Origin of the sequence: Pseudomonas sp. PDM04 (assembly GCF_014851765.1) — a bacterium.
In the GTDB taxonomy this organism is placed as follows: Bacteria; Pseudomonadota; Gammaproteobacteria; order Pseudomonadales; family Pseudomonadaceae; genus Aquipseudomonas.
The window spans coordinates 1390711-1408422 of the sequence record NZ_JACVAI010000001.1 but is presented as its reverse complement, the minus strand read 5'-3'; the positions used below and the strand labels follow the sequence as shown (position 1 = coordinate 1408422).

Genomic DNA, 17712 nt, shown 5'->3' with positions numbered 1-17712 from the left:
GTCTAACCCGCAACAGGTCGCTACTGACTACGCGGACGACACATCTGAGCCCAACCGCGTCGGTGGCTACCCCGATAATCGGACGTGAATGGACGAATTGGCGAGGTTCAGCATGACGAACGTAACGACAGAGCAGGTCAGCCCGCAGACGCTGAGAAGGGTGATCGTTGCCGCCGGGATCGGCAATTTCGTCGAGTGGTTCGACTTCGCGGTTTACGGCTTTCTGGCCACGACCATCGCGCAGCAGTTTTTCCCCAGTGGCGACGCCAGTGCCGCCTTGCTCAAGACGTTCGCGGTCTTCGCCGTGGCGTTTGCCTTTCGTCCCCTGGGCGGGCTGTTCTTCGGCATGTTGGGTGACAAGATCGGCCGCAAGCGCACCCTGGCGATGACGATTCTGTTGATGGCCGGCGCGACCACCTTGATCGGCCTGCTGCCGACCTACGCCGCGATTGGGGTCATGGCGCCGATCCTGCTGTCGCTGATCCGTTGCGCCCAGGGCTTTTCCGCCGGGGGCGAGTACGCGGGCGCCTGTGCCTACCTGATGGAGCACGCGCCGAGCGACAAGCGCGCCTGGTACGGCAGCTTCATTCCGGTGTCGACGTTTTCCGCCTTCGCCGCAGCGGCGGTGGTGGCTTATGCACTGGAGGCCTCGCTGTCGGCCGAAGCGATGGGCAGTTGGGGCTGGCGCCTGCCGTTCCTGATCGCCGCGCCGCTGGGGCTGGTGGGCCTTTACCTGCGCTGGAAGCTGGACGAGACGCCGGCCTTCCAGGCCGTGACCGAGGAACACGCCGTCGCGCATTCCCCGCTCAAGGAAACCCTGCGCAACCATGGTGCAGCCATCTGCTGCCTGGGCGCGTTCGTGTCACTCACGGCGCTGTCGTTCTACATGTTCACCACCTACTTCGCCACGTACCTGCAAGTCGCCGGCGGCCTGAGCCGCGCCACCGCGCTGCTGGTGTCGCTGATCGCCTTGCTGTTCGCGGCGATGATCTGCCCACTGGCCGGGCTGTATTCGGACTGGGTCGGCCGGCGCAAAACCGTGGCCACGGCCTGCATCCTGCTGATCGTGGTCGTTTATCCGTCGTTCCTGATGGCCAGCTCCGGCTCGTTCGCCGCCTCCATCGTCGGCGTGATGCTGCTGGCGATCGGCGCCGTGTTGTGCGGTGTGGTGACGGCCGCCTTGCTCTCGGAAACCTTTCCGACACGCACTCGCTACACCGCGTCGGCGATCACCTACAACATGGCCTACACCCTCTTCGGCGGTACCGCGCCATTGGTGGCCACCTGGCTGATCACCACCACCGGCAGCAACCTGTCGCCGGCCTTCTATCTGATCGCGATTGCGTTGCTGGCGCTGGCGGGTGGATTGGCGTTGCCGGAGACGTCGCGGATTTCCCTGCATGACGTGCCGAGTGATGAAAAACGTGCAGGCGTAAGCGCGACGGCGTAACGCCACTCAAGACGGGCGGGCGCCCGGATGCGCCTTCAGTCAGCGCAACGCAGCGAGGAGCTCGCCCGCACCTGCAACTGCGGGGCGAGGATGATCGACTCGGCGGGCTCGCCCTTGATGCGCTTGAGCAATAATTCCACGGCGTGCCGGCCCATCTCCGCCAACTGCAGGCGCACGCTGGTGAGCGGTACGGTCAGCTCGTTGGCCAGCGCAATGTCGTTGAAACCCACGACGGCAATGTCCTTGCCCGGCATCAGGCCCTTGTCGCGGGCAGCCCCCATCAGGCCGATGGCCAGGAAGTCGTTGACGGCAAAAAACGCTTGCGGACGCGGCTCGAGCCCCAGCAGATATTCGCCTTGTTGGTGCCCGGTCAGGCTGTCAAAAGCACCATTGACCGTCCACTGCGGGTTCAGTGTCAGGCCCTGCTCACGGTAGTACCGAATGAACCCACGGGTACGATCGGCGCCCGTGGACGCGTGGCGCTCGCCCGCCAGGATCGCCACATCGCGATAGCCCAGCTGGTGCAGGTGTTGCGCCGCTAACCAACCGCCCCGTTCGTCGTCGCTCGCCGCCGCCAGGTGTCCGGCAATCTGCCGGCTGACCAGCACGTATGGAATGTGCTTGCGCATCAGCAAGTCCAGCAGCGGCTGGCTTTCTCCAAGGTGCGAGTCCGCCACGATCAGCCCGGCCACCGAACGGCGCAAGGCGTGCTCGGCACGCGCTTGTTGGCGGGGTTGCTGGTCGTCGGTATTGGAGACGAAGGTGAGGTAGCCGGCCTGCTCGGCCGCGCTGTCGATGCTGTCATAAATGGTCGCCATCACCAGGTCAGTCAGGCGTGGCATGAGCACGCAGATTTCCTGGCTCTTGCGCAACTTCAAGTTGGAAGCCTGGGTGTTCGGCCGGTAATCCAGTGCCTCGGCCAGTGCGCGAATCCGCGCCACCACCTCGGGCGACGCCGCACGCTCGACGCCGGTCGGGTCGCCATTGAGCACGCGCGATACCGTAGAAACGTGCAACCCGAGTTCGGCCGCCATGGATTTCAGCGTGGCTGGGCGAGATTGATTCGGCATGTGTGCGGGGCTTCCAACCGTCTGTTGTCCAGCCCGGGATTCTAACCCAAGGGCTGCATCCTCCCGGAAAAATCCTTTACCCAAACGATTGACTAAACGTTTTGCGGAATCTACATTCGGCCAACCCAAACGTTTGGGTAACACAATAAAAAATACGCCGGACGCGGCCGACTTTTTGACTTCTGCCCTCATTTTGAAGAGTCAGACACCTATGAAAAGCGCAGCTATTCCGTCTTTCCGCTACCAGATTTTCTTCCTGATCATGCTGATGGCGTTGCTCAATTACATCGATCGCGGGGCCATTTCCTACGCTTCGGCGAGCATTCTTCCGGAGTACGGTTTCGATAAGGCCGACTGGGGCAATGTCCTGGGGTACTTCGGCTACGGCTACATCCTGGGCGCGTTGATCGGCGGCATCCTGGCCGACCGTTTTGGCGCCAAGCGCATCTGGCTGATTGCCGGCGCCACCTGGTCGATTTTCGAGATTTGCACCGCGTTTGCCGGCGATCTCGGGCTGGCCTTCATGGGCGGCTCGGCCATGGCGGGGTTCGCCACCATCCGTGTGCTGTTCGGCTTCGCCGAAGGCCCGGCCTACTCGGTGATCAACAAGAGCGTGGCCAACTGGGCAACCCCCAGGGAGCGCGGTTTCGTGGTGTCGGTAGGCCTGCTCAGCACGCCGCTGGGTGCGCTGCTGACTGCGCCGATAGCGGTCGGCCTGCAAACCCTGACCGGTGACTGGCGCAGCATGTTCGTGGTGCTGGGCGTGGTCAGCCTCGCGCTGTTGATCTTCTTCATGACGCGCTTCACCAATACGCCCGACGAGAACCCGCGAGTGTCCCAGGCCGAACGTGACTATCTGCGTCAGGAGCGCGCTGCGGCGGGCAACGCCTCGGCACCGGCCGACGACGTGACGCCGGTATGGCATTTCTTCAGGAACAAGGACCTGCTGCTCAACGCGGTCGGTTACTTCTCGTTCGTGTACGTGACCTTCCTGCTGCTGACCTGGACCCCCAAATACCTGCAGGACCAGTTCCACTACAACCTGTCGTCCCTCTGGTACATGGGCATGATCCCCTGGACCGGCGCCTGTTTCACCGTGCTGCTGGGCGGCAAGATTTCCGACCTGTTGTTGCGCCGCACCGGTAACCTCAAGGTGGCACGCAGCTGGCTGGCCGCGACCTGCCTGTTGTTGACCACCCTGTGCTTCATCCTCGTGTCCCAGGCCCAGACCGTGTGGGGCGTGATCGCCCTGATGACCGTGGCCAACGCCCTCAACGCGCTGCCCAACTCGGTTTACTGGGCCGTGGTGATCGACACCGCACCGTCCAACCGGGTCGGCGCCTACAGCGGCATGACGCACTTCATCGCCAACACGGCCTCGTTCATCGCGCCCATGCTCACCGGCTACCTGACCTTGCACTACGGCTACTCGTCGATGTTCGTCGCCGCAGCGGTTGCCACGGCACTGGGCATGAGCGCGATGCTGATGGTGCGCCCGGGCGCCCGGCGGGTGGCCGCTTCCCCTCAACCTGCCGCTGTTTGATGGAGACGTTTCTATGAGCCTGGCCCAGCCTGTTCATGTTGGACCCTTTCATGGCCAGTCAGTCGTCGCACTGGCCGAGGCGTTACGTGCGGGCACCCTGACGAGCGTGCGAATGACCCAAACCGCCCTGGACAGCATAGAGCGCCTGAACCCGATCCTGAACGCCTTCGTTCACGTCGATGCCGCCGTGTCGCTGGCCCAGGCGCACAAGGCCGACGAGCTGTTGGCGCAGGGCATCGACCTGGGCCCGCTGCATGGCATCCCGGTGGCGATCAAGGACAACATCGACACGTTCGACCACATCACCACCTATGGCTCGGCGCATTTTGCCGGCTTCAGGCCAAGTCGCGATGCACTGTGCGTGCAACGCCTGCGCGAAGCGGGCGCCGTGGTGCTGGGGAAAACCCTGACCCACGAATTCGCCTACGGCCCGACCGGTGATCGCTCGCTGCAAGGCGCGGCACGCAACCCGTGGGACGCCCGTTGCATCACCGGTGGCTCCAGCGCCGGCAGCGCGGCGGCGGTGGCCAGCGGCATGGTGCCATTGGCACTGGGCACCGACACGGGCGGGTCGATCCGCATTCCGGCGGCGTTGTGCGGCGCGGTCGGCTTCAAGCCGTCGTTTGCCAGCGTACCGCTGCAAGGGGTGTTCCCGCTGTCGGCGAGCCTCGATCATGTCGGGCCAATCGCCAACCACGTCGAGGATGCGCGCCTGCTGTTCGAAGTGCTGGCGGGCCGAGCGTGCAGGCAGTCGACCTCTGATCGACCGCTGCGGGTAGGCTGGATCACCACGGGCAGCTTCGGCCCGGTTGACCCGGCGCTGGATCGGCAGGTGAAGGAGGCGGCGCGGCGACTGTTTGGCGAGTCGCTGCAGCCAACCGCCGAACTCGAACTCCTGGCCGCCGACATGAAGGAAGCCTTGCTCGCGCTGCAACGCGCCGAGGCCTACGACGTCCACGCCGAGCGCATGCAGCAGGCGCCGCACCTATTCGACCCGGAAGTGCGCGAGCGCCTCGAGTTGTCGGCTGAAGTCAGAGGCTGGCAATACCTGCGCGCCCAAGCCAAACAGGCCGCGCTCAAGGCGAGCATGGCCCGACTGTTCGAGCACTACGACTTCCTGGTCTCGCCCAGTGTGCCGATCACCGCGACACCCGTCGATGCACGCCAAGTCCGTGTCACAGACCAGGACATCGACGTACGCGCCGCCGTCCTCAGCTACACCAGCGCCTGGAACCTCACCGGTCTACCGGCGATCAGCCTACCCGCAGGGCTGGTCAACGGCATGCCGGTCGGGCTGCAAGTCATAGGTGCGGCGGGCGAGGATGATCGGTTGCTCCAGCTGATAGCCCAGCGATCCCAATCACCCCGATAACCCCCGTTGGCGAATCCCCCAAACAGGGATTCGCCCCACCCGGCAGTGACTGTGCTTTTCTGTGGGAGCGAGCCTGCTCCGGGCGGCGTTCCGACGATGGACGTGAACGATAACGCTAAAAACCAGACACCCCCACAGCGCCAGCCGTTACCCCTCAGCCTCCGTTTCAGCCGCGGCCCGCTTTGCCGCCGCCCCCCGATCCCACTCCAACACCTTCACCGCATCATCCACCAACGCCTTGCTCATCGACGTCAGGTAATGCGCAGCCCAGGCGTGATAATCCAGATCCCGCGCATAAGCCGCATCCTTGCTCAGCGCCTTGGCGAGAAACAGAAAATCAGACGCCATGCTCAACGCATCCACCAGCGGAACACCGCGCGTGACATGGAACACCGGGTTATCAGAACCGGAGCAATAAATGGCCGGCGTCAGGCCAATGGTGGTGAGTTCGGGTTGGTCGGTCATTGGACACCTCCGCAGGTGCGGGGGTGGTGGGGGAGGGTGTTGCGAGGTTGGGCGTGGCGTGGAAGGAACAGCCAAATTACAGACGGATTTGTTTTGGTCATGATCAACATCCTTGATTGGAGGAGCTGTCACGAGCCTTCTCACGGGCTTGGGTGACAGCCGTGCGCGGGGTGAGAAACCGGCAATCAAGGCAACCGGTAGACCCGAAGGTCTCCCACGCACAGCCGCCATAAAGCCTTATCGCAGACGAAAAAAAACGCCACGACAGGTTTTGGGGCGCTTTGCGCCTTGATTGTTGCGGGCTCTCACACCCGGTCGCTGAATTTGCAGCGACAGTGGGAGGTTATCCTGCACATCCCGTTCCTGCAACCGTCAAAACAACCCGCTGACCCTTCGGCCATCCACCGCAGAAAACACTAGGAAATCAAGGCACAACCGCGATCCCGCAGACGGGACTATGCCCTTCTCGAAACGCGTTGCAACAAACCGCTGCCATCGGTCAGCGGGTTACATATTCGCACTTCGGGTCGCCGCGTATTTACCTCATAATCGCCCGCTTCTCGACTAGTCTGTAATCGCTGCCACCCGACCTTTTACTGCCAAGGAGAAAGGCAATGCCAGATCACCGAGGGACATCGGCCAAGAATGTTTTCGAACGCCTGTCCGCCTCTGACTTGCCCGCGACCCCATGAGCCAAGCCGCCTTCGTCAACCCAAGCCTGCTGACATGGTCCCGTGAGCGGGCAGGCCTCTCCACTGAACAGGTGGCGAAAAAGCTGCCCGTGAAACCCGACCGGGTGCAGGAGTGGGAAGCTGGCGAAACCAAACCCACATTCCTTCAGGCGCAAAAGTGGGCGAGCCTCGCTCACATCCCTTTCGGCTTCCTGTTTCTTCAACAACCCCCCGTTGAACAACTGCCCTTGCCCGATTTGCGAACCGTTGGCGGGATTGCTGCGCAGCGGCCGAGCCTGGAACTGCTGGACACCGTCAGGGACGCCATCCGCAAACAGGACTGGTACCTGGAATACCTGCAGCAACAGGAACACCAACCGCTGCCGTTTGTAGGACGCTTCAACAGTCGAACCCAGGTCAGCGAAGTGGTGAACGATATCCGCCGAACCCTGGGCGTGAATCCTGACAGTGCCCGACTGGATTACGACAAATACAACCGCGCCTTGATCGACGCTGCGGAACAGGCCGGCATTCTCGTGATGCGCAGTGGCATTGCCCTGGGCAACACCCACCGCAAGCTCGAAGTCAGTGAGTTCCGCGGTTTTGCCATCAGCAACGCCTTCGCCCCCGTCGTGTTTATCAACAGTGCCGACGCGCCGACGGCCAGGCTTTTCACCCTGCTGCACGAACTGGCCCACCTCTGGATCGGCAGCAGCGGAGTCTCCGACGGGCACACCGCAAACGGCCGAGACGAAGAACGATTCTGCAACGCCGTGGCGGGCGAGTTCCTGGCGCCCGAAACCGAATTCCGCGCCCTGTGGAACGCCGATGTGAACTGGGAAAGCAACCTGACGCCGCTCGCCACGCGCTTTCACATCAGCAAATTAGCCATCGGCCGCCGTGCGCTGGACCTCGGCTACATCAGCCAAGCCCAATACAGCGCCTACTACCGAGCGATCCTCAAGGCTTTTCAGGATGAAAAGGGCGGCGCGGGCGACTACTACCGCAACGCCACCGCGAAAAACAGCCCGCGCCTGAGCAAGGCCGTGCTGACCGAAGCCATGAGCGGCCGAATGCTGCTGCGCGACGCGGGCCATTTGCTCGGCGTGCAACCGGCCAAGTTAAGGACACTCGCCAGCCGGATCACGGAATGAACCATCTACTCGACGCCAACACACTGATCGAAGCCAAAAACCGTTACTACGGGATGACGATCTGCCCTGGCTTTTGGCATTGGCTGCAGCTGAAAAATCAGACGCTGGATCTCGCCAGCATTGCGCCAGTCATGGATGAACTGGCCAAAGGGAATGACGAGCTGGCCGGGTGGGTGAAGGATAACGCTGGTTTTTTTCACGCCATCAATGATCAGGAGACGCAACAGGCATTTGCGCAGGTTGCTGGACTTGTGGCTGAACAAGCGCCGATGATGAAAGTTGGCGCGATGGAAGAGTTTTTAGCGGGTGCTGACCCGTGGTTGATTGCGAAAGCGATGATGACTGGGGCGACAGTCGTTACGCATGAAGTGCTGAATCGCGAAGCGAAACGAAAATTTATTATTCCTAACTTATGCGAACAGCTTAACGTTCCCTTTTTGAATACGTTTGAGTTGTTGCGCAGGCTGGAAGCAAGGTTTGTGCTACAGGCGTGAACGGACCCGCTCACGCGTCGGCCATCCTTATACGATGTCTCTCAGATAAGCCTTCAGCGCGATCAGCGGCTCACCCAAGTGCTCCATCGTCTGCCCATCGGCAAACTCCGCCGCCAACTTCTGCAACTCCCGCCCCAACGGCTTATCCACACCCCCAACCGCCTCCAGCGCCAACCCCACGCACTCACCCACCTTCACCTGAATCCCCTCGACATCCCCGCGCCGTACCAATAACTCGAACACATCCCGCTGGTAATCGCCCATCACCAGATCGTCGCGCAGGATCGGACTCTGGTCTTCAGACTCATACGCCAGTTTCAGGGAGAAGAGGGCAACGGTTTCCAGTTGCGATTCCATGAGGTGAATCCTTGTGAATGGGTCCAGCGGAACAAGCGAGCCCGAAGGAAACGCGTGCGTGCGTGCCTGGCGCGGGATTCTACCGTTGGGATACAGCGAGGGCTACAAGGCCCACTGGCTGGATAACCCCACGTTTCGGCCCGCCCACGGCAACGGATTGCCCCTGCCGGCAAATCACTTCCAGCCACGCCCCCACACGATCGGCCCATGCCCAACAGAACGGGGTGACAAAACGATTGGCCTGACTCTTGCTCTCACTCGCTGACCTACACAGGAGTGTCAACATGATCGGAAGCAACCTGCCGCCACTGCACTACGTCAATGATCTGAAAAAGTCCCTCGCGAATGGCACGGCCACAGCCGCCAGGTTCGAAGTCCCCAACGCGACACCGGAAGTCCAGGCAAAACTCGATCAGATCTTTCGCGAGACCGAGCGCGATGTGGAAAAGCTGAAAACCCGATACAGCGCCGATCCGCACTGGGCACCGTCAGAAGAGAAAAGCAACGCTGCCGAACTGCCCAAGGTGCAGACCCTCAGTCACAACGACGCTTCGGACGCACTGAACAGCTTTCAGCAACGGATGGAAGTTGGACAACTGCAAGGGGGACACATCGACACCACCCATAGCGGCCTGCCGGCAGATGGTGATGCGGTTTATCAGGAATGGTTGCTGGCTCGTATGGGGCTTGGTGTCGAGGTGTAAGCCCTGGAAAGGGGTGTTTTTGTGTGGAAGAGGGCGGTTTGTATCATGATCGCCGGGCATAAAAAAAACCGGCTCGATTGGCCGGTTTTTTGGGTTCCGAGTTGGTAGCGACTCTCGTTTGCTGCTATGTGGTGTCCGAGGGAGACTCGTGCGTACCATATAAGTCGTGCCCTGCAGGCGGATTTTACAGTTAGGGATACAGGGATAAACGCTGGCGTGCGCTGACTAGCCCTCTATCCGTTTGTGAGTTTACGAAAGTGCTCGAATAACCGAAATCCCACGTAGTTTTGCCGGTGCTTATACAGATGACGGTAGTAGCAATCCCAGTAGCTGATCATCCTGTCCTGTAGCGCTTTGAAGTATTTCGGGTTGGCCCTAATGAAGGCCCCGTATAGCTCAGGATTGAGTGCTGGCAGATAGGTCTCACAGGTATCGAGTACTTCTATTACGTACTCGCCAGTAAGCTGCATCACGAAAGGGACAACCCAAGGCTCAAGCACAGGAAGAATTTGCTGTAGCTGACGTTGTCGGACATGGCCATCGTGATGCCTTGTCATGATGCAGGAGTACATCACGCTTTGAAGGCCGTTGAGCTGTAGGCATCCTTGCTCATTGCCCTCGTGATGAATCCGATAGGGGATGACTAGATCCTCGTCACCTACTCTGACCCCAATGCCTGGGTGTGTTGCTTGGCTTGTGTTGCCTAATATCTGGTACAGGCCCTCAGCCCTGGACGTGAGATCAGAGGGGAAGGCGGTTGTGATTGAGCCTATAGGCATTCGAAGGTTGGATGGCATGCTCAGTCTCGGCAGTCAGGGATGATGCGCTGTGTATCCATCCTGACAGAAAGCTACGCGGTTCAATTGATTGGATGAATATCATGGTCGAGCTGACGACCACCTGCCAACCATGCCGTGGCATGCGAAATCTTTAGACGTGCACAATCTGAAATGCTGCCGGGGACCCTGAGGTTTTTCTTTAGGTACGGGGGCGGAAACCCGCGGGGTTTTGTTAGTGGGAGGTGCTCCAGCTTACTGAAATTTCAATTCTGAAATTGAAAGGATCCTTAAGAAAAAGGGGCATCGTTACCGTATCGGCAATGGTGACCTAAGATCGGTTGTTCCGTAGGGCAAATGCACAGGTGAACAGGCAGTTCACCGGGTTCACCTGTTCACTAAGCTGGGAATTCTCCCGCTAGCAAGATCCGGCGGGTTTCCGACCCCGTACCGAGGGAAAATCCTCAGGGTCCCCGGCAAGTTTAGGGGGGCGCACCAAGACAGTGCGTCTTGACCGCGGGGGATGGGTTTCTGTCGCTGATGGCATCACGGAGGATGGGGAGCGGGGGTGTGGTATCTGGAGTCGGATCAAAACCGGTGTAACAGGTGTGGCTCGTGTAACAGTGTGTATTAACTCATTAAAAATAAAGAGTTATTTTAGTGTTACACCGTGCGCAGCGGTTGCGTACACCGGGTGTAACAAGGGCCATCGGTGTAACAGTTGTGGATAGCAAACAGCCCGCTAGCGCGGGCTGTTTCAGGTTACTTGCTACATCGAGAGGATGTTTCGTGCACTGTACTGGCCCGCTCGATCTGCCAGGTCGCCGTGATCCCAGCTTGCGAAGAGTTCACCTTGCATTGGGATATCAAGCTTTTACAGCGACACCGCGTCTCGGGCAATCAGGCGGGCAGACAGCCCTGAAAGCGAATTTGGCGACACGTCAAACCAAAGCTCGACAATTCTTGAAAGCAAACAGATGAATGGGGCGACATGCGCGGCGCGATCTCTTTCCTTGGGTTTGCGCTGTTTCTTTACCTTCAGTGATATAGCACCGAGCTTCAGCTGGAATTTTCGGTGGCGGTGAATGATCTCTCATGGCGTATCAATAAATAGAGCGAGCGGAACAGCCTTTAGAGCTCTCTCGTGCCCGTAGGTCAGTACATGACGCTGCACCGCAGCGTAAGCAAAACCTTCCTCAGGGATAGCAATTCTGAGTCGCCGCGTAATAACGGCGGGACAATCCTTTACCCAACACTCCTGAGCAGCTAGAGAAGCTCTTTCAGTATCAATTACAAGCTGCTCAATCTGGCCTGCTATATCTCCCGGTGGAGCGATCAGCAAACTCGACACTTTTCTGAACACGTTGCGGAAACCGGACAAATCTTTTGATGTCCGCAGCCGATGGATTTCAAACAGGTCATCAGCCAGCTGAAAGGACAACTGGTCGGTAAAATGCGTGAATGGCAACCAGTATGCGGCAGTAGGTTGAGCTTGCGTTGCGGCATTCAACTGTCGCCAAAAAAACGGGAAATCCGTAAACACTGCAGCACCGGTCACTTGGGCCATGAACAACGAAAGCTCTAGCGGTGCACAAGGAATTGACAAGAGCTGGCTGTGTTCTTTCCCCGGCTTGAAGGGTTGAAGTAGCGCCAACGGGTCATCGGCTCTGCTTTCTTTAATTTCCCGTGCCATTTTATCGACATCGGCAGCGTCGAGATCGGGCGACGATTTACGGATGATGTTGCTGATAGATTTAAGTGGTAGCCGTGCAAGCAGTCGCTCAGAGTCGTCACTTGCAAGGCGTTTAAACATTCCGGTGTCGTCGTAAATGTCTCCGGCTTCGCCAAGACGCGACATCTGCATGTCCCGTATCGCCTTACCAAAAGCGAATTCTAACTCGCCTGGGTCAGGGAGTAAGTGAACTATCCCTGCTTGAATGAATGGCTCAAGTTCGAGTAATAGCAATATATTTTTCAGGGTCTGCGCCCTGTACTGAGCTGGATTTTCAATCGGGCTGAATTCGGGGCGAATACAGGTCGGATTCATGAACGGGTTGATGAGAACAACCTCATCAAAATAGCTGGTCCAAGTCAGCACACTCGTGGCTACAGTGCGAGGGTCGATAAAACCCATGTAAACCGCCCGAAAAATACGAGGGTCCGGCCGCGGCCAGAGCTCCCTGAAGTTTGTATCAGATGGCCACAATGCCTGAAGACACCGATAAATTTGCGTGACGTGCTCGTCGTTAAGCTCTGCACGCACGTCGTTCCAACTTTTCCCGCTGTCCAGTCCAAGGATGTTTTCCTCCTTGCCGATGAACATTAGGTTCCGCTCCCGAATACTTGCAACAGACCAGGTGGACCGATGCGCTTCAGGAATATCTTTGCAACACGCTGAAAACGAACACCCGCTGCCGCAACCGCATTCGGCTTCATCTTCGATTACATCGGAGGGAGGCGATTTCTTCAGGTACTCATGGCTGCCCGAAGTACGCCCGTACGGGTCCTGATAATGGGTAGATCCATCCTCGTAACCAACGTACATTTCTCCGCCAAAATGCCAAAGCTCGTCAACTGGTGGGCGAAGCACTTCCCCGATCTTGCTCCAATCGCCGTCGTACTCCCTCTCCGGATAGAGCCAATCCTCCACAGGCGCCGCCACATGTTTGCACGCGCGTGATTTTAGAAGGTAATTGATCGCCAACACTTCCTCTCTGGACAGCGACCTGGATCGGATCCATACATCCGTTCGAACCAGGCTTTGTCCAAAGTTGCGGGCATTCTGTCGCTCGGCTAATAGGTCGAGACCATCTGCCTGATTCGCGTAGTCGAGGTGGCTAAGAATAAGGCAGTGCTCGGCATCAAGAGGGAAGATCGTCTGGGTCCCGTTCCATTGCACGGACGGCTCATTTGGATAGCGACATGCCGCCGCATCTGGAGGGCAGGCCGAATTGTAGAGGGTGACAGGATTGTCGGAAATGATGAATTTAATGTCCGACTCTTTCGCGGAGACGATCTCACGAACCCCTTCACTCCAGATGGTCAAGTTCAGCGTCAATAGGTGCTGCATCTCACGCATTAGCCCAGACTGATCAAGCTGCGAGTAATGTGCATTGATCCAATCTAGGCCTTTCGGCGTGCGTAACTTCTGTGCGCCGAGGTATTCGAAAAAAGGCGTAAACGCGTCGTGTACTTCCTCAGGTCGACCACTGGCTAGTTGACGAATCGCAACGGCCCCAGAGTTGTCGATCTCTCCAAACAGAAAACGCTCGATTTCATCATTGGGCTGTCCACCAGGCCAGGTAGTGTAAAGATCGGTTGTTTTAAAGCTGCTCTTCGGGACGCGTTTGGATACCGATTTTTCTGGGCCATTCCGATAGATCGTCGGTGAGAAATCAAGATAGAAGAGCTGCGATCCAGGCGTTTGAAGGAAACGCTTCTGGTACCAGATTGGCACGTAATGGTTTTCGTGGGTCTTCTGGTCCGTCAAGGAAATGCTTCCGATAGAGAAAGGCTGAGATAGATACAAGGCCTAGCTTCATGAGGGCAGTAATGACCACGGCTTCGGAACCGATCTAGGCCTTCAATGTTCGAGCGATGACGTTTTTAAGGTAGCTAACCAGCGCATCCCCGTCCACTATTTGGCCGAGGCTCAAACGCTCTATCGCTACATGTCAACGTCGGTACGCTTACCTGAGTGCTTGAAAGGGACTGGGGCTTGGTAGGACTAGCTGAATACTCGTGGTGTTTCGACCATCTTGATGGCGAGCAGCTGCGTTGAGGCGATAAAGGACATGGCAGCAAGCCGCTTTGGTCCCGAAGCGCAGTACTACGGGCATTGACCCAATCTCGTACCATCACGCCGCTATCCTGGCATGCCTCCCAATTGGGGTGCGCCACTATGCATAAGCGAATTTGGAGCCAAACGAGTCGGTGATGGCTAATTTTGGGTAGCTCTACGAGGTTGGCTTAGATTACCGTCTAGTCATAAATGGGACAGTTACCTTTGAAGGATCTATGGCTCTTACATTAGATGATTTGCTCAACGACGGCCGGTTGACGCGGTTGTTCTCAAAGGACGCTCGCAATTGTGCGTTGCAGCTATGGATCCTCCAGATTAAGTCGGCGCAATCGATTGAAAATCGTATTGTCTACGGCCGGCTGCTCCCCTACAGCCATGCCACTGAGCGATGGTCCTCCACCGACGACGACAGTTTCCATGCCTTCGGTGAAGTACAGGCACAAGTTATCCGTCTCAATCTATACGTCAAAAGCGACTGCTGCGCCGAACTCCTACGTCAATTGATAAGTGGCCGTACCATCTCGGAAGTCAGCGAAGAACTACAGTTTGGTGTTTCGAGACAGTTGAACGAGCGGTTCGGCGCGACCGCGCTTACCGCCGATGAGCTGATCTATCGTCCCGTTGCCTACCTGCTTAACCGCGATGCACACGTCAGTGGTTTGTGCTCCAGTCCGCATGGTGGCGCTGGAGCTTTCAGTGCGTCGATCACTCAGACCGACAAGAGGGCGCTGTTCCGTCTAGGTCAGGACTACGATGCCGACTTAGTTGCATCGGTAGTCAACAGTATCAACGCGGATACGGGGCTTGACTTCGGTGGAGCTGACACCTCGCGTTTTGGAGATGTTGAACTGTTGGTCTTCCCCACACTGGACGACTTTGAACGGCGGTTGCTGAGCGTTGACTGGGTCGATTCATCGTTCGCTTTTGTTGCTCGATTTAATCCTATGCAGGTACCGCACTATTGCGGCTTTCAGTTCCACCTGAAAATTGAGAATGATGGCCACGTTATCTACTCGTATGTCACTACGGCAGAACGCAATGAAGAAGGCGAATTTGAATGCAGATTCGAGCTGAGCGATCAATTGAGAGCAAGTACTGACACCACTGAGCTCGAGATTTTCGGCTTCCATAGTGACTATTCAAGCGGGGGCATGCTTTGTTGCCGATGGCGGATTGGGTATATCCGAGAGGTTAGTTTACAGAGTCATTTGGTTGGCCGAGGTGCTAATCCCGTTAAATTCGACTGGCTGGAAAAAACTACCCGGCCGTTAGTGTTGCCACGGGTAAAGGCAGCTCTGACGATCAGTCGCGGTAATCCAGGATTTACTAGCCGCATAGGCGGGCGTGAGAGTGACCCTTGGGTTCCGATCAACCGCGATCTGACATCCCTATTCGCGCGACTTCATCCGTCGAAATCAGAAGGATGTTTCTTCCAGCGTTGGGGCCAGGGCGATGGTGACGGGCGACTACAGCTAGTGGAGTGGTTCAGGGTGCTGCTGGCAAAGTACCAACAACACCAATTGGTCATTTTCGATCCGTATTTTGAGGATGCCGGTCTAGGTTTGATGCTGCTTTGCGCTGCACCGAATGTCGAATACATCGTCTTTACATCACTACTCAAACCATCTAAGAAAAGCGAAGATAGTCCTGATGAGTCTGATAAATCCACTCCGGACCGAATTAACAACCTGTTGGCAAGCTGTGAGCACAACCGCCAGTTACTTCAGCGTATCAAACTGCGTATTTACGGTCTGAAAGAAGGTCGACTGCATGATCGCTATATCTTGATCATGGGGGCGGACAGATTGCCGATTGCAGGCTTCCACTTATCCAATTCGTTTCAGAAAGCCGCTGAGAATTACCCTTTGCTGATCACGCCGATTCCTGCGGATGTACTGCTCAAAGTTGAGCACTACAAGTTTGGACTGGTGCAAGAGGCGATGGTTTTACAGCCCGAAGGCGAGGCTGGTAACCCACCCATGCGGCTTCTCTTCGACTCTGCGGTGCCTGCGACAGTGGCGCCGCAACGCTATGAACCACTTCGTTTCCTTGAAAAGGCTCAAGCTGGCGATGTGCTTAGTAGTTGGACCGGAGAGTCGTCACTTCAAGGCTTAAGCGGAGATCCATTAAAAGAGCAGATGACTACATTGGGCATGCTCACGGGTAGCTCGCTCACCCTTCCAGAATCTGCAGGCTTTCGCAATTACCTCGATCATCAGATTGGCGACTTTACGAAGTTCATGGCGGATTGGGAGGTACTCGGCGACGTGCTTGCACATTCAAGTACTAAGGAACATTACTCTCGTGAGCTCGAAACTGAACGTGGCTTTCTTGAATCGCTGTTGCGATTCCTTGAAATTTCATTCAATCGCGCGCATCACGAACGGGGCAAGGAGTTATCCATGATGGATGCTCAGTTTTTTCGGATGTCGCTCGAGGCCCTGCTACAAAGCTCCTATCGTCCGCATCACTTGTTCCAGGCAACAAAATACGCCGCTCTGACTTGGGCGGAATATTTCGCCGTTAAGTTTCTATGGTGGTATGCCCCGGATGCACTGGTATCGACAGTCGAGGCCCAGATGCCCACCGTACCAGTGGAACCTCAAAACTCTGAAGCGGTGCGGTTATCCTTGTTGAGTCAGGTCGTCAGCGAGATTTCGCTATCAATGCAGTTCAACATCAGCGAGACGCAACGAGAGCGCCTCCTGCGCAGTAGTAACGGCTTGCTGCAATGGATAGGACTGAATGCGACAGAGCGTCAATTGGAAAAGCCGGATGGGATTACCGCCGTGCTGCAGTCGGTCGACGCTTTTCCTTATATCCAGCAAATACAGGCCCTTGGTTGGATGATTCACCGCGCAGCAGGGAATCCAACGACAGCTGAGGTCTATAACGGCTTAGTAACGGCCCTGCATGGGACACTGCCGACACCGGTTCCTGCGGGCGAGGTGCGGCATTTAGTCGACTCAATGCGCGGACATATGCGAAGGCTGGCTTGGGCTGAGCCATGGCTTTCCCAAGATGTGATCTTTCCGTTGTTGCAAACTGACCGTGTAAATACTGACGATGCATGCGAAATCTGGGTTCAGGAGTTGGCTGATTCTCTGGGGACGGAGACAGCTCATCGGTTATTTGACCGAGAGCGTGAAGGGCAGATGACAAACATCACCGCTTTCCTCTTCGCCCATAGCAGCCCCGAACAGCGGAGTGCCAGTCTGAGGGTGTTGAAGGCGATCGTTAAGCGACAACAGCGAATCCTGCAAAAGCCCCTTGCAAGTACTTCCAGCTGGACACAATGGAATGATGCCTTGGTGATCTCAATGTGGATCCTGACCTTTACTCGATGGAGTCAATTCTATCTGCGGGAGAGTGCTATCACCTGTACCGAGCTCGAAGACTTGTCGCGTAATGTTCAGCAACTAGCGATGATCAGGCCGATGGGAGAGTGGCGGTCAGAGGATGCTGGCAGTCAAGGCGAACTCGCCGCATTTCTTGACCAGGTGGAGGAACTCTTGGAGTCAAGTGATAAGTAGCAGTCGCTGATTAGCTCGGCAATACTCTGAGAGTCGATACCTTGAATGGTCAGATGAGTATCCGTTTTTGTCTAGAGGCTGCTTGTTGAATTTGAATGCAACGGAAGCTTTCGCTAGCTTCCGTTTATCCTCCTCACTTTTTCAACTTATGCTCGATTAGTCCTATTTCTGCCTTGATCGCGGTGATGGTGAGCTTCTGCATTGCTGTGCTTTTTCCGACTCGGATATCCACGATTTTTAGTAGGGCGGTGAGGTGGGCTTTTCTCGCTTTAAGTGTCCCGGATAGGGATGCGCTGTTTTGTGTCGCTGCATTCATGGCTT

General features: G+C 57.1%; 12 protein-coding genes. 7 read left to right on the top strand and 5 right to left on the bottom strand.

What is annotated here, in order from left to right; translation table 11 throughout:
* The first annotated feature begins 112 nt into the window (after positions 1 to 112).
* Complete coding sequence (locus IB249_RS06510; RefSeq protein WP_192302653.1) at positions 113 to 1450, top strand: MFS transporter; 1338 nt, start codon at positions 113 to 115, stop codon at positions 1448 to 1450.
* Positions 1451 to 1485: 35 nt separating this feature from the next.
* Here the strand turns inward: IB249_RS06510 and IB249_RS06505 are convergent, their stop codons facing one another.
* Entirely contained in the window at positions 1486 to 2520 is a 1035-nt protein-coding gene (locus tag IB249_RS06505) for a LacI family DNA-binding transcriptional regulator (RefSeq protein ID WP_192302652.1), read from the bottom strand.
* Between the two features lie 211 nt (positions 2521 to 2731).
* Between IB249_RS06505 and IB249_RS06500 the strand changes: the two genes are divergently transcribed.
* Complete coding sequence (locus IB249_RS06500) at positions 2732 to 4063, top strand: MFS transporter (RefSeq protein WP_192302651.1); 1332 nt, start codon at positions 2732 to 2734, stop codon at positions 4061 to 4063.
* A gap of 13 nt (positions 4064 to 4076) precedes the next feature.
* The gene (locus IB249_RS06495) at positions 4077 to 5435 is read left to right on the top strand and encodes an amidase (protein WP_192302650.1); all 1359 of its coding nucleotides are present in this window, start codon (positions 4077 to 4079) and stop codon (positions 5433 to 5435) included.
* A gap of 147 nt (positions 5436 to 5582) precedes the next feature.
* Here the strand turns inward: IB249_RS06495 and IB249_RS06490 are convergent, their stop codons facing one another.
* On the bottom strand, positions 5583 to 5900 hold the full coding sequence (locus tag IB249_RS06490; protein WP_192302649.1) for a DUF3077 domain-containing protein: 318 nt from the start codon (positions 5898 to 5900) through the stop codon (positions 5583 to 5585).
* Positions 5901 to 6588: 688 nt separating this feature from the next.
* On the opposite strand from IB249_RS06490, the gene IB249_RS06485 reads away from it, so the two are divergent.
* Both IB249_RS06485 and IB249_RS06480 read left to right on the top strand, forming a co-directional pair.
* A complete protein-coding gene (locus IB249_RS06485; RefSeq protein ID WP_192302648.1) occupies positions 6589 to 7725 on the top strand; it encodes an ImmA/IrrE family metallo-endopeptidase in 1137 nt (378 codons plus the stop codon).
* Positions 7722 to 8219: a DUF4411 family protein gene (locus IB249_RS06480; RefSeq protein WP_192302647.1), complete on the top strand. Its 498-nt coding sequence runs from the start codon at positions 7722 to 7724 to the stop codon at positions 8217 to 8219. The genes IB249_RS06485 and IB249_RS06480 overlap by 4 nt, the downstream gene beginning before the upstream one ends.
* A gap of 27 nt (positions 8220 to 8246) precedes the next feature.
* On the opposite strand, the gene IB249_RS06475 is transcribed toward IB249_RS06480, so the two are convergent.
* Entirely contained in the window at positions 8247 to 8576 is a 330-nt protein-coding gene (locus IB249_RS06475; protein WP_192302646.1) for a hypothetical protein, read from the bottom strand.
* A 284-nt stretch (positions 8577 to 8860) separates the two neighbouring features.
* On the opposite strand from IB249_RS06475, the gene IB249_RS06470 reads away from it, so the two are divergent.
* Positions 8861 to 9280 carry a hypothetical protein gene (locus tag IB249_RS06470; protein WP_192302645.1) on the top strand — a complete coding sequence of 140 codons (420 nt, stop codon included), beginning with the start codon at positions 8861 to 8863 and terminating at the stop codon, positions 9278 to 9280.
* A 1869-nt stretch (positions 9281 to 11149) separates the two neighbouring features.
* Here the strand turns inward: IB249_RS06470 and IB249_RS06465 are convergent.
* Positions 11150 to 13546, bottom strand: coding sequence for a DUF4238 domain-containing protein (locus IB249_RS06465; protein ID WP_192302644.1), 2397 nt, complete (start codon positions 13544 to 13546; stop codon positions 11150 to 11152).
* A 527-nt stretch (positions 13547 to 14073) separates the two neighbouring features.
* Between IB249_RS06465 and IB249_RS06460 the strand changes: the two genes are divergently transcribed.
* On the top strand, positions 14074 to 17391 hold the full coding sequence (locus IB249_RS06460; RefSeq protein ID WP_192302643.1) for a VPA1262 family protein: 3318 nt from the start codon (positions 14074 to 14076) through the stop codon (positions 17389 to 17391).
* A gap of 133 nt (positions 17392 to 17524) precedes the next feature.
* Here the strand turns inward: IB249_RS06460 and IB249_RS06455 are convergent, their stop codons facing one another.
* Positions 17525 to 17707, bottom strand: a complete 183-nt coding sequence (locus IB249_RS06455; RefSeq protein WP_192302642.1) for a hypothetical protein — start codon at positions 17705 to 17707, stop codon at positions 17525 to 17527.
* Positions 17708 to 17712: the final 5 nt, after the last annotated feature.